Annotated in this window: 15 protein-coding genes; 8 read left to right on the top strand and 7 right to left on the bottom strand. The window is 69.5% G+C overall.

Annotated elements, in window-relative coordinates; genetic code table 11:
- Nucleotides 1-9: 9 nt before the first annotated feature.
- The 5 genes from IU514_RS18375 to IU514_RS18355 form a co-directional block, all read right to left on the bottom strand.
- Nucleotides 10-990, bottom strand: coding sequence for an NAD-dependent epimerase/dehydratase family protein (locus IU514_RS18375; RefSeq protein ID WP_194932607.1), 981 nt, complete (start codon nucleotides 988-990; stop codon nucleotides 10-12).
- Between the two features lie 127 nt (nucleotides 991-1117).
- The gene (locus IU514_RS18370; protein ID WP_194932606.1) at nucleotides 1118-2023 is read right to left on the bottom strand and encodes a ParB/RepB/Spo0J family partition protein; all 906 of its coding nucleotides are present in this window, start codon (nucleotides 2021-2023) and stop codon (nucleotides 1118-1120) included.
- Nucleotides 2020-2841, bottom strand: a complete 822-nt coding sequence (locus tag IU514_RS18365) for a ParA family protein (RefSeq protein WP_194932605.1) — start codon at nucleotides 2839-2841, stop codon at nucleotides 2020-2022. Before IU514_RS18365 ends, IU514_RS18370 begins: the two co-directional genes overlap by 4 nt.
- Nucleotides 2842-2938: 97 nt before the next feature.
- Nucleotides 2939-3604, bottom strand: coding sequence for a 16S rRNA (guanine(527)-N(7))-methyltransferase RsmG (gene rsmG, locus IU514_RS18360; protein WP_194932604.1), 666 nt, complete (start codon nucleotides 3602-3604; stop codon nucleotides 2939-2941).
- Nucleotides 3605-3657: 53 nt separating this feature from the next.
- A complete protein-coding gene (locus IU514_RS18355; RefSeq protein WP_194932603.1) occupies nucleotides 3658-4263 on the bottom strand; it encodes a 4'-phosphopantetheinyl transferase family protein in 606 nt (201 codons plus the stop codon).
- Between the two features lie 314 nt (nucleotides 4264-4577).
- Here IU514_RS18355 and IU514_RS18350 point away from each other — a divergent pair, with 314 nt between their 5' ends.
- Entirely contained in the window at nucleotides 4578-4850 is a 273-nt protein-coding gene (locus tag IU514_RS18350; RefSeq protein WP_194932685.1) for a GlsB/YeaQ/YmgE family stress response membrane protein, read from the top strand.
- 89 nt (nucleotides 4851-4939) lie between these two features.
- On the opposite strand, the gene xth is transcribed toward IU514_RS18350, so the two are convergent.
- A complete protein-coding gene (gene xth, locus IU514_RS18345; protein WP_194932602.1) occupies nucleotides 4940-5707 on the bottom strand; it encodes an exodeoxyribonuclease III in 768 nt (255 codons plus the stop codon).
- A 116-nt stretch (nucleotides 5708-5823) separates the two neighbouring features.
- On the opposite strand from xth, the gene ltaE reads away from it, so the two are divergent.
- Entirely contained in the window at nucleotides 5824-6843 is a 1020-nt protein-coding gene (ltaE, locus tag IU514_RS18340; protein ID WP_194932601.1) for a low-specificity L-threonine aldolase, read from the top strand.
- A 180-nt stretch (nucleotides 6844-7023) separates the two neighbouring features.
- On the opposite strand, the gene IU514_RS18335 is transcribed toward ltaE, so the two are convergent.
- Nucleotides 7024-8460: a coniferyl aldehyde dehydrogenase gene (locus tag IU514_RS18335; protein WP_194932600.1), complete on the bottom strand. Its 1437-nt coding sequence runs from the start codon at nucleotides 8458-8460 to the stop codon at nucleotides 7024-7026.
- 119 nt (nucleotides 8461-8579) lie between these two features.
- On the opposite strand from IU514_RS18335, the gene IU514_RS18330 reads away from it, so the two are divergent.
- From IU514_RS18330 to IU514_RS18305, 6 genes are all read left to right on the top strand, one after another.
- Nucleotides 8580-9137, top strand: a complete 558-nt coding sequence (locus tag IU514_RS18330) for a gamma carbonic anhydrase family protein (protein WP_194932599.1) — start codon at nucleotides 8580-8582, stop codon at nucleotides 9135-9137.
- 119 nt (nucleotides 9138-9256) lie between these two features.
- Nucleotides 9257-9934 (top strand): RDD family protein, encoded by a 678-nt coding sequence (locus tag IU514_RS18325; RefSeq protein ID WP_194932684.1) that lies wholly within the window; start codon nucleotides 9257-9259, stop codon nucleotides 9932-9934.
- Between the two features lie 28 nt (nucleotides 9935-9962).
- The gene (locus IU514_RS18320; RefSeq protein ID WP_194932598.1) at nucleotides 9963-10979 is read left to right on the top strand and encodes a stage II sporulation protein M; all 1017 of its coding nucleotides are present in this window, start codon (nucleotides 9963-9965) and stop codon (nucleotides 10977-10979) included.
- Nucleotides 10969-12537, top strand: coding sequence for a DUF4129 domain-containing protein (locus IU514_RS18315; protein ID WP_194932597.1), 1569 nt, complete (start codon nucleotides 10969-10971; stop codon nucleotides 12535-12537). The genes IU514_RS18320 and IU514_RS18315 overlap by 11 nt, the downstream gene beginning before the upstream one ends.
- The gene (locus IU514_RS18310) at nucleotides 12534-13706 is read left to right on the top strand and encodes a DUF4350 domain-containing protein (RefSeq protein WP_194932596.1); all 1173 of its coding nucleotides are present in this window, start codon (nucleotides 12534-12536) and stop codon (nucleotides 13704-13706) included. Before IU514_RS18315 ends, IU514_RS18310 begins: the two co-directional genes overlap by 4 nt.
- Nucleotides 13703-14695 carry an AAA family ATPase gene (locus IU514_RS18305; protein WP_194932595.1) on the top strand — a complete coding sequence of 331 codons (993 nt, stop codon included), beginning with the start codon at nucleotides 13703-13705 and terminating at the stop codon, nucleotides 14693-14695. The genes IU514_RS18310 and IU514_RS18305 overlap by 4 nt, the downstream gene beginning before the upstream one ends.
- Nucleotides 14696-14778: the final 83 nt, after the last annotated feature.

Here is a 14778-nt window from a genome sequence, read left to right as displayed (position 1 = left end):
GATTCGCGATCAGGCCTTGTCGCCGAAATAGACATCACCGAAATAAGTCCGGCACCACTCGACCACCTGCGGCAGGCCGGCCTCGATCGAGGTGGCCGGCTCGAAGCCGAAGGCAGCCTTGGCGCGCGAAGTATCCGCCATGGTCTCGATCATGTCGCCTGGCTGCATCGGCTTGTACACCTTCTGGGCCACCACGCCGGACGCCTGTTCGATGACCGCGATGAAGCGCTCCAGTTCCACGGGCGTGTGGTTGCCGAGGTTGAAGACCCGGTGCGGCGGCTCGCCGGTGGGCGGATGCTCGAGCGCGCCCAGCACGCCGGCGACGATGTCGTCGATGAAAGTGAAGTCGCGGCGCATCCGGCCGTGGTTGAAGACATCGATCGGGCGCCCGGCCAGCACCGCACGCGAGAACAGCAGCGGCGCCATGTCCGGGCGGCCCCACGGGCCGTACACGGTGAAGAAGCGCAGACCGGTCGAGCGCAGGCCGTACAGATGGGCATAGGTATGCGCCATCAGCTCGTTGGCGGCCTTGGTCGCCGCGTACAGCGAACGCGGCTGGTCGACGCGCTGGTCCTCGGAGAACGGCGGCGTGGCCGAATCGCCGTAGACCGACGAGGAACTCGCGTACACCAGATGGGCGATGCCGCGATGGCGGCACAGCTCCAGCATGTTGACGAAACCGGCGAGGTTGCTGTCGACGTAGGCGTGCGGGTGCGTCAGCGAATAACGCACGCCGGCCTGCGCGGCGAGGTGGATCACGCGCTCGGGGCGCACCTCGTCGAACAGCGCGGCCAGGCCTTCACGGTCGATCAGGTCGAGCGTGCGGATGTCGACGTCCGGGCACAGCGCGGCGACACGGTCGCGCTTGATCTGCGGATCGTAGTAGTCGTTGTAGCTGTCGAGGCCGATCACGGCCGCGCCACGGGCGCGCAGCGCGCGGCAGGTGTAGGCGCCGATGAAACCGGCGGCGCCGGTGACGAGAATGGTCATGGGTGAATTCTAGCCGGTGCAATCCACGAGGAAGGCATCACGGGCATGAAGCGCCCTCATCCGCCCTTCGGGCACCTTCTCCCGCGGGCGGGAGAAGGGAATCAATCGGGCTTACCGCACCCGGCAGTCAATCGACCTTGCCGCGCAGCTTTTCCAGCACGCCTTCGAGCGAGTCGAGGTCGGAGTAATGGATGACCAGGCGGCCGCGGCCACCGCGGCCGTGCAGCACGTTGACCTTGGTCTGGAGCGACTCCGACAGCTCGCGTTCGAGCGAGACGATGTCGGCGGCGGGCTTGGACTTGGCCGGCTTGGCCCTGGCCGCGCTGCTGCCCGGGATCATGCCGGCGGCGAGCTGCTGCACGCGATGTTCGACCTCGCGCACCGACCATTCGTGATCGGCGGCCTGGCGCGCGAGTGCGATCGCCGCCTGCGGCGTCAGCGCCAGCAGCGCGCGGGCATGGCCCATTTCCAGCGCGCGGGTTTCGACCAGCACGCGGATTTCCTGCGGCAGTTCCAGCAGGCGAAGCAGGTTGGACACCGCGGCGCGCGAACGGCCGACCGCCTCCGCCGCCTGGGCGTGGGTCAGGTCGAACTCATCGATCAGCCGCTGCAGCGCAGTGGCTTCTTCCAGCGGGTTGAGGTCCTCGCGCTGGATGTTCTCGATCAGCGCCATCGCGACCACGGTGCGGTCGTCGACCTCGCGGATCACCACCGGGATTTCGCTCAGGCCGGCCAGCTGCGTGGCGCGCCAGCGGCGTTCGCCGGCGATGATCTCGTAGCGCTTGCCGCCGATGTCGCGCACGACGATCGGCTGGATCACGCCCTGCGCCTTGATCGACTCGGCCAGCTCGGCGAGCTTGTCCTGGTCCCAGTGCTTGCGCGGCTGGTACTTGCCCGGCGCCAGCGCATCGACCGGCAGGTGCCTGAGGACGTCGCCCTCGACGGCCTCCAGCACCGGCGCCTCGGCGGCTGCCTTCGGGCCGAGCAGGGCCTCCAGGCCGCGTCCGAGGCCGCGTTTCTTGGCCACGCTCATGCCGCGGTCTCCTTCAGCTCGACCGGACGGGCCGCCTGCTTGGCTGCCTGCTCGCGCTCGCGCTGGCGGCGCAGCACTTCACCGGCCAGGCCGAGGTAGGCGATGCCGCCACGGCTGGCGTGGTCGTAGCCGACGATGCTCTGGCCGTGGCTCGGCGCCTCGGCCAGGCGCACGTTGCGCGGCACGATGGTGCGGAACACGCGGTCGCCGAAATGCTTGGTGAGCTCGGCCGACACAGCGTTGGCGAGGTTGTTGCGCACGTCGAACATGGTGCGCAGCACGCCTTCGATCTCCAGCGCAGGGTTGAGCTTGGCCTTGAGCGCGTCGATGGTGTCGAGCAGCGCGCTGATGCCTTCCAGCGCGTAGTACTCGCACTGCATCGGCACGATGATCGAGTCGGCGGCGGTCAGCGCGTTGAGCGTGAGCAGCGACAGCGCCGGCGGGCAGTCGATCAGGATGTAATCGTAGTTGGCGCGCAGCGGGGCAAGCGCGGCCTTGAGGCGCTGCTCGCGGCCCGACTCGCCCATCAGGCTGATCTCGGCCGCGGTCAGCTCGATGTTCGCCGGCAGCAGGTCGAAGTCCTCGGCGGTGCGCTTGAGGATCGATGCCGCATCGGCCTCGCCCAGCAGCACGTCGCAGATCGAGGTCTCGATCTCGCGCTTGTCGATGCCGCTGCCCATCGTGGCGTTGCCCTGGGCATCGAGGTCGACCAGCAGCACGCGCTTGGGCGTGCGTGCGAGCGCGGCGGCCAGGTTGACGGCAGTGGTGGTCTTGCCGACCCCGCCTTTCTGATTGGCGACGGCGATGATACGGGCCATGCGGCTCGGTCCTGGGCTGTGTACGGGAGGTTTCCGGCGTGGGGCCGGAAAATGATTATGCCCCGACGGAAGGCCCTGCGCGGTACCGCCTGGCTGACTAGGCGGCCCCGCGTCCGACCACGACCAGGTGGCGCTCGGCGGCCAGGCCGGGAACCGTGAGCGGATAAGCACTTTGCAGGGCCCAGCCCGCGGGCAGTGCGGCTATCTCATCGGCCGGGTAGACGCCCTTCATCGCCAGCAGGCGGCCTTCCGGCTGCAGCAGGTGCCCGCCGAGCTCCAGGATCAGCGGCAGCGTCGCCAGCGCGCGGGCGGTGATCGCATCGAAGGCGCCCGGCTCGTCGACGTCCTCGATCCGCGACTCGACCACGCGCACGTCCTTCAGCCCCAGCTGGCGGACGGCCTCGCGCAGGAACCGCGCCTTCTTGCCGTTGCTCTCGACCAGCGTCACCCGCAGGCCCGGCTTGACGATGGCCAGCGGGATGCCCGGCAGGCCGGGGCCCGTGCCGAGGTCGGCCAGCGCGCCACCGCGGGCGACGAGGCCGTCGACGTAGGGGTGCATCGCCAGCGAATCGAGCAGGTGCTTGTCGACCATCTCCTGCGGGTCGCGCACCGCGGTGAGGTTGTAGGTCTTGTTCCAGCGCGCGAGCAGCGCGAGGTAGTCCAGCAGCGGCGAGGCCAGTGCCGGGTCGAGGTTCAGCGCAACCAGGCCGGACTCGAGGCGGCGGCGCAGCGCGGGATCGAAGGAGGTGGAAGCGTCACTCATAGGGTGCGCAGTATCGCCGATCGCGCGGCTCTCTCTGCTTGATCAGTCGAAGGTCAACGTTCCCGCCAGGCCAACGCGCCGAGGTAGTCCGGCGCCGGCTGCAGTTCCTTCAGTCGCCATTGCGATGGCTCGCCGAGTTCGGGATCGCATTCCACCAGGCACAGGCCGCCGGGCTGGTAGGGCGTTCCCGTTTCGCCGAAGCGCAGCCGGTGCAGGCCGAAGGAAATGCCTTGTCCATGCGCCTTCAGCACTGCCTCCTTGGCGCACCACAGGCGCAGGAAGGCGTGGTCGCGCACGGCCGCCGATGGCGCGGCGTGCAACCAGTCCAGTTCGGGCGGGGTGAAGAAGCGCGCCGCCAGTTCCAGCGCCCGCGCCCGCGGGCGCAGCCGTTCCAGGTCGATGCCGAGCTGCACGCCCTCGCCCAGTGCCACCACCAGGCCGTCGCCGCTGTGGCTCCAGTTGCAGTCCCAGCCGGCCAGGCCGCCGACGAATCGAGGCCGGCCGCGCTCGTCGCGGACCAGCGGCAGTGCATCCGCGGCGATACCCAGCGCTTCGCCCAGCCACGCGCGCGCCAACGGTTCGCCGGGCTGTCGCGGCTGATGCGGCAGCCATGCCCAGCGCACGCTTTCGCGATCGGAGATGGTCAAGGAGTCGGACATGGACAGGAGGATTCGTGGACGGACAGCGTAAGGCAATGCCGTCATGTCCGGCGCTGATCCGCATGCCGCATCGCTGGCGCGGCATGCGATCGACGCACCCGAAAACTGACGCTCAGCGTCACTCGTGCATGCGCGCATACGTCGATTTCACTCGGCGATCATCGCCGCGGAACAACTTTCGGAAGTCGACGGAAACGCTTGTTTTCAAGGCAATACATCGCTGACATCGCCATCACGCCTGTGCGCACATGCTCGCATCGCCCCAGTCGCGGGCTCGCGATCCATCTCGGTACGGACAAGGAGACACCAGCATGATGGGCATTCTTATCTGGCTGATCGTCGGCGGAGTCATCGGCTGGTTGGCCAGCCTGATCATGAAGACCGATGCACAGCAGGGCATCTTCCTCAACATCATCGTCGGCATCATCGGCGCCTTCCTGGGCGGCTGGCTCGGCGGCATGCTCGGCATCGGCGGCGGCGACATCAACGACGGCAACTTCAGCCTCACCGGCCTGCTCATGTCGCTGATCGGTGCGATCGTGCTGCTGGCGATCGTCAACCTGTTCCGGCGCGGACGGGTACGCTGACGACCTGACATCGCCTGCGTCGCCGCATCATGAAAAAGGCCCGGCAATGCCGGGCTTTTTTTGTGCCTGGCGCGCCGCTGCGCGTGCGGTCAGCCCAGCTCCACCCAGGCCGGCGCGTGGTCACTGGGACGATCCCAGGTGCGCGGCTCGCGGTCGATGCCGGACGCGACGCAGTGCGGGCGCAGCGCTTCCGAGACCAGCGTCAGGTCGATGCGCAGGCCCAGGTTGCGGCGGAACCCGCCCTGGCGGTAATCCCACCAGCTGAAATCGCCGGCTTCCGGATTGAGTGCGCGGTACGCATCGTGCAGGCCGAGATCGTAGAGCCGGCGCAGCGCGGCCCGCTCGGCAGTCGACGTCAGGATATGGCTGTCGTTCCACACCAGCGGGTCGTGCACGTCGCGATCGTCGGGCGCGATGTTGAAGTCGCCCAGCACGACCATGCGCGGATGCCGTTGCAGCTCATCGGCGATCCAGTCGTGCACCGCCTCCAGCCAGCGAAGCTTGTAGCCGTATTTCTCGGTGCCGACGTCCTGGCCGTTGACGACATAGAGATCGACGATGCGCAGCTCGCCGACCGTGGCGGCGATCACGCGCCGCTGCTCGTCCTCGAAGCCGGGAATGCCGATCTGCACGTCGCGCGCGCTCTCGCGCGAGAGGATCGCGACGCCGTTGTAGGTCTTCTGCCCGGCGAACACGCTGCGATAGCCCGCCGCGACCAGCGCGTCGTCGGGAAAACGCGCGTCATCGAGCTTGGTTTCCTGCAGGGCGACGATGTCGGGCGCTGCCTGCCCGAGCCATTGCTCGAGGTGCGGCATGCGGACGTTGAGGGAATTGACGTTCCAGCTGGCGATCTTCATGGCACCAGTTTAACGGGGGCGCCCGCCGCTGCGACCGACGTCCACGTCCACGGCCGCGGGACGCTGCCATACTCCGGGACTCGACCCTCGAAGCCGGCTTTTCGGAAGTGCACCTCATGGACTGGATCGACCTGCGCAGCGATACCGTGACCCAGCCGACCGCGGCGATGCGCGAGGCGATGATGGCCGCCGCCGTCGGCGACGATGTGTATGGCGAAGACCCCACGGTCAATGCGCTGCAGGAGCGGCTGGCGTCCGACCTCGGCTTCGAGGCGGGGCTGTTCGTCCCCAGCGGCACGCAGTCGAACCTGATCGGTCTGATGGCGCACTGCCAGCGCGGCGACGAATACATCGTCGGCATGGACGCGCATACGTACAAGTTCGAGGGCGGCGGCGCGGCGGTATTGGGGTCCATCCAGCCGCAGCCGATCGTGCAGCAGGCGGATGGCACGCTGCCCATCGATGCCGTCGAGCGCGCGATCAAGCCGATCGATCCGCACTTCGCCCGCAGCCGGCTGCTCTGCCTGGAAAACACCTGGCACGGCTGCGTGCTGCCGATGGACTACCTGGCGCAGGCACGCGCGCTGTGCGACCGGCGCGGTCTGGCGCTGCACCTGGACGGCGCGCGCCTCTACAACGCCGCGGTCGCGCTGGGAGTGGCACCGCGCGAGATCACGCAGCACTTCGACAGCGTCTCGGTGTGCCTGTCGAAGGGCCTCGGCGCGCCGGTCGGCTCGGTGCTGCTCGGCACGAGGGCGCTGATCGATGACGCGCGACGCTGGCGCAAGGTCACCGGCGGCGGCATGCGCCAGGCCGGCATCCTCGCTGCGGCCGCGCTGTACGCGCTCGATAACAACGTCGCGCGGCTGGCCGACGACCACGCCCGTGCCACGCGCCTCGACGAGGCCCTGCGCGGCCTGCCCGGGATAGACGTAGTCACTCAGCAGACCAACATGGTGTTCATCGACGTGCCGGTGGCGCGCCTGCCTGCATTGCGCGAGCAGATGGAGGCCGCGCGCGTCCGCCTGTCGATCGGCTACACGCCGGCGATCCGGCTGGTCACGCACATGGATGTCGACGACGCGGGATTGGATCGCGCGATCGCGGCGCTGCGGGCGTTCGGGTCGGAAGGCTGATCGAGGCCGCGTTTCGTCACCGCCCGTCCATCCTTCGACTCCGGGCCCATGGCCCTACGCTCAGGACGAACGGTGAGTGATCCCACTAGACCAAAGCAGACCCACTGACCATCCCCGTTCGTCCTGAGCGTAGCGCAGCGGAGTCGAAGGATGGACGGGTGGAAACCCGAAGGCGGATGCCTACTTCGCCAGCCACCTCACCATCGCGTCGATCTTGCCGCTGTAGGGCGGCTTGAGCAGGTCGCTGCCGGCGAAGCGGCGCTGGCGGAACACCGGCAACAGCTTGCTGAAGGTGTCGAAGCCGGTGCGGCCGTGGATCGCACCGATGCCGCTCGGGCCGATGCCGCCGAACGGCAGGTCGTGCGCGCCGAAATGCAGCAACGTGTCATTGACGGTGACGCCGCCGGAGAGCGTGCGGCCGAGGATCTTCTCGATGCTGTCAGCGCGCTCGCTGAAGGGATACAGCGCCAGCGGCCGGTCCATCGCGTTGATGCGGGCGATGGCGTCGTCCAGCGTGCGATACGACAGCACCGGCAGGATCGGGCCGAAGATCTCGTGACGCATCACTTCGGAGTCGGCCGTGGGTTCGATCACCAGCGTCGGCGGGAACAGGCGGTCCTGCGCGCGTCGCGCGCGCGCATCGTCGTCGGCGCCGGCGGTCAGTGGTTCGACCACGCGCAGGCCGCGCGTGCGTGCATCGTCGACGTAGCCGCGCAGGCGCGCGTACTGCAGGTCGTTGATGATGCGGGTGTAGTCGTGCGGCGTGCTGAAGTCGCCATACCGCGCCTTCAGTTCGGACGTCAGCGCTTCGACGAAGGCATCACGGCGCGCCTCGTCGACCAGGACGTAATCCACGCCGATGCAGGTCTGGCCGGCGTTGAACCACTTGCCGGTGGCGATGCGTGCGGCCGCGCGTTCGAGCGGGAAGTCTGGGCAGACGATCGCCGGCGCCTTGCCGCCCAGTTCCAGCGTCACCGGCGTCAGGTTCGGCGCGGCCGCGGCCATGACCTTGCGGCCGACCGCGGTCGAGCCGGTGAACAGCAGGTGGTCGAACGGCAGCGCGGCGAACGCGGCGCCGACCTCCGGTCCGCCCAGCGCCACGGCCACCCGCTCGGCCGGGAAGACCTGCGAGAGCAGTTCACGCAGCCAGAGGCTGGTGCGCGGGGTGTGCTCGGAGGGCTTCAGGAAGACGTGGTTGCCGGCGGCAATCGCCGACACCACCGGCACCAGCGCCAGGTTCACCGGGTAGTTCCACGGCGACAGGATGCCGACGACGCCGACCGGTTCCGGCCGTACCTGTGCGCTGGCCGGCCAGAAGCGCCAGCCGACCGCGGCGCGACGCGGCTTCATCCAGCGGCGCAGGTGGCGCAGCGCGTGGTCGATCTCGGCCAGCACGATCATCGCTTCCGACAGCAGGTTCTCGTGCTCGCTGCGGTGGCCGAAGTCGGCGCGGATGGCGGCGTCCATCGACGGAATCGCGGCGCGGAAGGCGTCGCGCAGCCGCACCAGGTCAGCCCGGCGCTGGGCCCGGTCGGGGCGGTGTGCCTGCCAGGCGCGGCGCAGGGCGGCGTGGGTGGAAGCCAGTTCGTCGAGCGGCGTATCGGCGGTGATGTCCATACGCCGGAGTTTAGACCGGTGCCGGCCTGCCGGAAGGGGGCCCCCGGAATCTGTCCGTTCAACCGCCCGTGGTGGCCGGATCGCCCGCCACCGGGACGATGCGCGACTAAACTATCCACATGACCATGCGCCCCTACCTCGATACGTTCCCGACCCACGGCGAGAGGGTCTATGTCGACCCCGCTGCCACCGTGATCGGCGATGTCACCCTCGGCGACGATGTCTCGGTCTGGCCGGGCTGCGTGATCCGCGGCGACGTCAATTCGATCCGCATCGGCGCGCGCACCAACGTGCAGGACGGCACGATCGTGCACGTGACGCACGAAGGCCCGTTCACGCGCCCGGGCGGCTTGCCGACGGTGATCGCGAACGACGTCACGATCGGCCACGGCGCGATCATCCACGCCTGCACGCTCGACGAGTTCTGCCTGGTCGGGATGGGCGCGAAGGTGCTCGACGGTGCGCGCGTGCATCGCTACGGCTTTGTCGGCGCAGGCGCAGTGATCGCGCCCGGCAAGGAGGTCGGCGAGGGCGAACTGTGGCTGGGCAATCCCGCGCGCTTCGTGCGCAAGCTCAGCGAGCGCGAGATCGAGCAGCTGCATTACAGCGCCCAGCACTACGTGCGCCTGAAGGACCGCTACCTCGGCATGGCCACCGGCCACGTGCTGACGCGCTAGTCAGCCTCGACCCGGCCCGGTTAGAGTCCCCGCAAGGATCGCAGGGGGATGGATGGAGCCGTGGTACCTGATCGCCGACGTCGTCGTCGCCAGCGCCTGATCGACGACGCGCCGGAATGATGCTCGACACCTACCGCCAGGTCGTGACGCCGGAAGGTGTCGCGCTGCACCTGCCCGCCGCGGGTCCGGTGCCGCGTGCGCTGGCGTGGGTGATCGACCTGGCCATCCGTGGCGCGCTGATGATGGCGTGCTCGATGGTGCTGGGGCTGCTCGGCCGCGGTGGCCTCGGCCTGTTCGCCGTGCTGATGTTCGCGGTGGTGTGGTTCTACCCGGTGGTGTGCGAGGCGGCCTGGGGCCAGACGCTGGGCAAGCGCGTGCTGCGCCTGCGCGTGGTCGCCGCCAACGGCGCGCCAATCGGCTGGCTGGCTTCGTTCGTGCGCAACCTGCTGCGCGTGGTCGACATGCTGCCGTTCGGCTATGCGTGCGGGCTGGTCGCCAGCCTCGCCGATCCATGGGGCCGGCGCCTGGGCGACATGGTCGCCGGCACGCTGGTCGTGCACGAGACACGCGACCACGAACCGCGTGCGGCGCCGATCAATCTCGCCACGCCGCCGGCGGTCACGCTGCTGCCCTACGAACAGGCGGCACTGATCGCCTTCGCCGAACGCGCACCGCGGCTGACGCCGGCGCGGCAGGTGGAACTGGCCGAACTGGCCGAGCCGCTGGTCAATGCGCGCGGCCCGGTCGCGGTGGAGCGGCTGTATGGCATCGCCAACTGGCTGCTGGGGCGGCGATGACGATGCAACGAACCGGACTCCGCGCCCCGTGAAGCAGGACGCCTTCGTACGCCGCCACCAGGACGAGTGGGACGAGCTGGAAACCTGGCTCGACGCACGTGGCGACAGCCCGCGGCGTGCACGCGCCTCGCGTCGCGGCTGGACCGGGCTGCCCGACCACGAAGTGCCGGCGCGTTACCGGCGCCTGTGCCAGCAGCTCGCCCTCGCCCGCCGCCGCGGCTACAGCCCGGTCGTCACCGAGCGGCTGCAATCGCTGATGCGGCGCGGCCACGACCTGCTCTATCGCACGCCGGCGCCGCACTGGCGGCGCGCGGCGGAATTCCTGCTGGCCGGCTTTCCGCGGCTGGTGCGCGAGGAACGCGGCTGCATGCTCGCCGCCGCGGCGCTGTTCTGGCTGCCGCTGCTGGCCACGTTCATCGCCATCCAGTGGCGCCCGGAACTGGCCGGCGCATTGTTCGATCCCGGCCAGCTCGCGCAGTTCGAGTCGATGTACGACCCGGCCGACCCCAGCCGCCGGCTCGGCCGCGACAGCGGCACCGACGTGGCGATGTTCGGCCACTACATCTGGAACAACATCAGCATCGGTTTCCGCACCTTTGCCAGCGGCCTGCTCGCCGGCGTCGGCACGATCCTGGTGCTGATCTTCAACGGCGTGATCATCGGCGGCGTGGCGGGCCACCTGCAGGCGATCGGTCACGGCGATCCATTCTGGCGCTTCGTCGCAGGGCACTCGGCTCCGGAGCTGACCGCGATCGTGATCTCCGGCGGCGCCGGTCTGCGGCTCGGACTCAACCTCATCGCACCGGGCCAGCGGCGTCGCATCGATGCCCTGGTCGACGGCGGGCGCCGCGGCGCGCTGCTGTGCCTGGGCGTGCTGGCGATGCTGGTGTTCGCCGCCTTTGTCGAAGCGTTCTGGTCGTCGATCGGGTCGATCCCGGCGGTGATCAAGTACGCGGTCGGTGCCCTGTTGTGGGCGCTGGTGGGCGCTTGGCTGTGGCACGGCGGGCGCGGTGCGCTGCCGGGCGAGGACGCCGATGCGCATTGAGACGCTGACCGTCGCGTTGCGGCCCCGCACCGCCTGGGAGGCGGTGGAGCTCGGCATGGCACTGGTGCGCCGCCACGCAGCGGCGATCTGGACGCCCTGGCTCGCGCTGACGCTGCCGGTGCTGGTGCTCGTCAACTTGCTGGCGTGGTCGATCGGCGCGATCTGGCTGGCCGGGCTGGCGATGTGGTGGCTGAAGCCGCTGTTCGACCGCATTCCGCTGTACGTGCTGGCGCACGCCGTGTTCGGCGACGTGCCGGCGCCGCGGCGCACGCTGCAGGCGCAGCGCCATTGGGGCATGCGCTGGATGCCCGCCTACCTGACATGGCGCCGGTTTGGCCCGGTGCGCTCGCTGTACCTTCCGGTGGACCTGCTCGAGGGCGGCCGCGGCGAGGATGCACGCCACCGCCGCCGCGCGCTCGGCACACCGGTGTACGGCGTCGGCGTGCTGCTGACGTCGGTATGCCTGCATTTCGAGTTCGTGCTGGTGCTGGGCGCGGGAATGCTGGCGCTGTTGTTCATCCCCGGCGAGTACGTCGCCGAAACCGCGCGCTGGGCGTGGAACGAGCTGAGCCGCCAGCCCGTGTGGCTGCAACTGTCGGGCAATGCCGTGGCATGGCTCGCGACGACGCTGGTCGAGCCGTTCTTCGTCGGCGCGGGCTTCGGGCTCTACCTCAACCGCCGCACCGAGATCGAAGGCTGGGACATCGAGATCGTGTTGCGCCGCCTGCGCACGCGACTGGTCAAGGCGGCTGCACCGCTGCTGCTGGTACTGGCGCTGTCCGGCGTCGCCATGCCGGGCCACGCGCAACAGGCCAAAGCGGAGGCGCCGGCGCCGGTGCAGAAGAAGACCGCCGCGGCGAAGGGACCGCCGACCCTGCCGAAGGTATTCGGGTCGTCGCTGGCCGACGACCGTGGCCTGCGCGAAGCCGTGAAGCAGGCGTATGCGGACCCGTCTCTCTCGCCGAAGAAGAAGGTCGTGCGCTGGCAGCCGCGCGACAAGTCCAAGCCGCTCAATCTGGGCAAGTCGCCATTGCTGGAATGGCTGGCGGCGGCGTTCGCCGCGATCATGGAGTACGGCCTGTGGGTGTTGTTCGGCTTGCTGGCCCTGGCACTGGCGCTGACCTCGCCGCGCTGGTGGCGCTGGCTGCGCGACGGCATCGCGAGCGAGGAGCCCGAGCCCGACGCGATCCGCACCGCTCCCGCAGCGGAACACGATGCGTTGCCCGAAGACCTCCCGTCGGCGATCCGCCGACTGTGGCGTGCCGGCCGCGAGCGCGATGCGCTGGCACTGCTCTATCGCGGCAGCGTCGAATCGATGGCGGCACGTGCGGAAGTCGTGCTGGTGCCGGGCGCGACCGAAGCCGAATGCCTGCGCGCCTCGCGCCGCCTGCCATCGGCTGACGACCGCGAGGCCTTCGCCCAGGCCGTGCGCACCTGGCAGTACGCCGCCTATGCACATGGCCTGCCGGCGACCGACGATTTCGAGGCCTTGCTGGACACGCTGAGCCAGCGCTTCGCCTGGAACAGTCGCGGCACCTCCGCGGGAGTGCAGGCATGAAACTGCCGGCCTCGAGCATGCGTGTCGTGCTGGTGACCTTGCTCGTGATGGCCGTGCTGGGCGCACTCGGTACGTGGTGGTGGCGCACGCACGAACGCGTCGAGGAATGGATCGACCTGCCGCGTACCGGAGAGGCCGCGGTCAACCCGCTGTACGCGCTCAAGCTCGCACTCCAGAAGGACGGCGTGACGGTGCAATCGCGCCGCCGCCTGCAGCGCGAGGAAGTCGTGCTGGGCAAGCGCGATACCGTGCTGCTCTACAACGACCCGCGCACGCTGCTGGCCGCCGACGCGAAGGCGCTGCTCGCCTGGGTGCGCGATGGCGGGCACCTGATCGTGCGCACGCCGCCCCTGGGCCTGCTCGGCGAATCCACGCACGTGCCGTTGCTGGCCGAACTCGGCGTGATACCCATGGGCAACGCCCGGGGCGTGTCCGCCTGCGTGCCGATGCAGGTCGCGGGCGAGGACTCGCACGTGGAGTTCTGCCGCGGCCGCCGCTTCAGCCTCGGCAGCGAGGGCGTGGACATGCCGGAGAAGCCGCGCCTGACCTGGCAGAGCGATTCCGGCTATGTCTTTGCCCGCTTCGCGCGCGGCGCCGGTGCCGTGGACGTCATCTCCGAGCTCGATTTCCTCACCAACGAGAAGCTCAGGGACGTGCCGCACGTGGCGCTCACGCGGCAGCTGCTCGCACCGAACTACCGCGCCGGCACCGTGCACCTCGTGTACGCCGCGCAGGTACCGTCGCTGTGGGCCACGCTGCTTTACCACAGCTGGATGGCGTGGCTGCCGCTGATGCTGGCGCTGCTGGCCTGGCTGTGGACCCGCATGCAGCGTTTCGGCCCGCTGTTGCCGGAGCCTCCCGCCGAGCGCCGCTCGCTGCTCGAACACATCACCGCCAGCGGCGAGCACCTGTATCGCTACGGCTACGCACACCTGCTGCACGAAGCGGTGCGCGGGGCATTCCTGCGGCGTCTGCGCCGCGTCGATCCGCAGGCCGCCGCACTCGAAGGCGAGCCGCAGGTCGCGGCCATCGCCGAACGCTTCGCCCTGCCCGCGCATGACGTGCGCGCGGCGCTGACCACACCCATCGCGCGCGACCACGCCGCCTTCCGTTCGCGCATCGCCACGCTGATCCGCCTGCACAACCTGCTACGAGAGCCGCACACATGAATGCAGACGCCGCCATTTCCCTGTCCCCGATCACCGGCACCGACCTCGCGGAACGCGCGCAGGCCGTGCGCAAGGAAATCGGCAAGGCCTTCATCGGCCAGGAGCAGGTACTGGACCAGATACTGATCGCACTGCTCGCCGGCGGCCACGTGCTGATCGAAGGCGTGCCCGGCCTCGGCAAGACACTGCTGGTGCGGGCGATGTCGCAGGCACTGGACTGCAGCTTCGCGCGCGTGCAGTTCACGCCCGACCTGATGCCCAGCGACGTCAGCGGCCACGCGGTGTGGAACCCGAAGACCGAGACCTTCAACATCCGCCGCGGCCCGGTGTTCACGCACCTGCTGCTGGCCGACGAGATCAACCGCGCACCCGCCAAGACGCAGTCGGCGCTGCTGGAGGCGATGCAGGAAATGCAGGTCACGATCGAAGGGCACAGCTTCCCGCTGCCGCCGCCGTTCCTGACGCTGGCGACGCAGAACCCGGTCGAGCAGGAGGGCACGTACCCGCTGCCGGAAGCGCAGCTCGACCGCTTCCTGCTGAAGGTGCTGATCGGCTATCCGTCGCGCGCCGACGAGAAGCGCATGGTCGCCGCGGTCAGCCAGGGCCGCAGCGCCGCGGACTTCGACCTCTCGCAGGTGCGGCGCGTGCTGGGGCCGCAGGAGATCGTCGCGATGCAGGCCGGTACCGCACAGGTCACCGTCGACGAAGCGGTGATCGACTATGCGGTACGCATCGTGTCCGCCACCCGCGACTGGCCCGGCATCGCGCTCGGTGCCGGACCGCGCGGCAGCCTCGCGCTGGTGCGCGCCGCGCGCGCCCAGGCCGTGCTGTCGGGGCGCGACTTCGTCACGCCCGACGACGTGCGCGAGATCGCCAAGCCGGCGCTGCGCCATCGCATCGCGCTGGCACCGGAACTGCAGATCGAAGGCCAGGAGCCCGACGACGTGTTGCACGCGCTGCTGGCCAAGGTCGAGGCGCCGCGGAAGTGATGATGCGGCCGCGCCGCATGGCTTTTCCCCCTCTCCCGCTAGCGGGAGAGGGCCGGGGTGAGGGCAGACGAGCGCCGGAACGT

This window comes from Lysobacter niastensis (genome assembly GCF_015453285.1).
Taxonomy (GTDB): domain Bacteria; phylum Pseudomonadota; class Gammaproteobacteria; order Xanthomonadales; family Xanthomonadaceae; genus Lysobacter_J; species Lysobacter_J niastensis.
The sequence above is the reverse complement of the archived record's forward strand: the minus strand, read 5'-3'. Positions and strand labels throughout refer to the sequence as shown.

What these genes read in the sequence shown, in the direction of transcription:
- IU514_RS18335 (WP_194932600.1), bottom strand. Translation starts at nt 8,460, where the DNA reads ATGGACATCACCGCCGATACGCCGCTCGACGAACTGGCTTCCACCCAC.
- IU514_RS18325 (WP_194932684.1), top strand. Translation starts at nt 9,257, where the DNA reads ATGCTCGACACCTACCGCCAGGTCGTGACGCCGGAAGGTGTCGCGCTG.
- IU514_RS18305 (WP_194932595.1), top strand. Translation starts at nt 13,703, where the DNA reads ATGAATGCAGACGCCGCCATTTCCCTGTCCCCGATCACCGGCACCGAC.
- xth (WP_194932602.1), bottom strand. Translation starts at nt 5,707, where the DNA reads ATGAAGATCGCCAGCTGGAACGTCAATTCCCTCAACGTCCGCATGCCG.
- IU514_RS18350 (WP_194932685.1), top strand. Translation starts at nt 4,578, where the DNA reads ATGGGCATTCTTATCTGGCTGATCGTCGGCGGAGTCATCGGCTGGTTG.
- IU514_RS18365 (WP_194932605.1), bottom strand. Translation starts at nt 2,841, where the DNA reads ATGGCCCGTATCATCGCCGTCGCCAATCAGAAAGGCGGGGTCGGCAAG.
- rsmG (WP_194932604.1), bottom strand. Translation starts at nt 3,604, where the DNA reads ATGAGTGACGCTTCCACCTCCTTCGATCCCGCGCTGCGCCGCCGCCTC.
- IU514_RS18370 (WP_194932606.1), bottom strand. Translation starts at nt 2,023, where the DNA reads ATGAGCGTGGCCAAGAAACGCGGCCTCGGACGCGGCCTGGAGGCCCTG.
- IU514_RS18310 (WP_194932596.1), top strand. Translation starts at nt 12,534, where the DNA reads ATGAAACTGCCGGCCTCGAGCATGCGTGTCGTGCTGGTGACCTTGCTC.
- IU514_RS18355 (WP_194932603.1), bottom strand. Translation starts at nt 4,263, where the DNA reads ATGTCCGACTCCTTGACCATCTCCGATCGCGAAAGCGTGCGCTGGGCA.
- ltaE (WP_194932601.1), top strand. Translation starts at nt 5,824, where the DNA reads ATGGACTGGATCGACCTGCGCAGCGATACCGTGACCCAGCCGACCGCG.
- IU514_RS18375 (WP_194932607.1), bottom strand. Translation starts at nt 990, where the DNA reads ATGACCATTCTCGTCACCGGCGCCGCCGGTTTCATCGGCGCCTACACC.
- IU514_RS18330 (WP_194932599.1), top strand. Translation starts at nt 8,580, where the DNA reads ATGACCATGCGCCCCTACCTCGATACGTTCCCGACCCACGGCGAGAGG.
- IU514_RS18315 (WP_194932597.1), top strand. Translation starts at nt 10,969, where the DNA reads ATGCGCATTGAGACGCTGACCGTCGCGTTGCGGCCCCGCACCGCCTGG.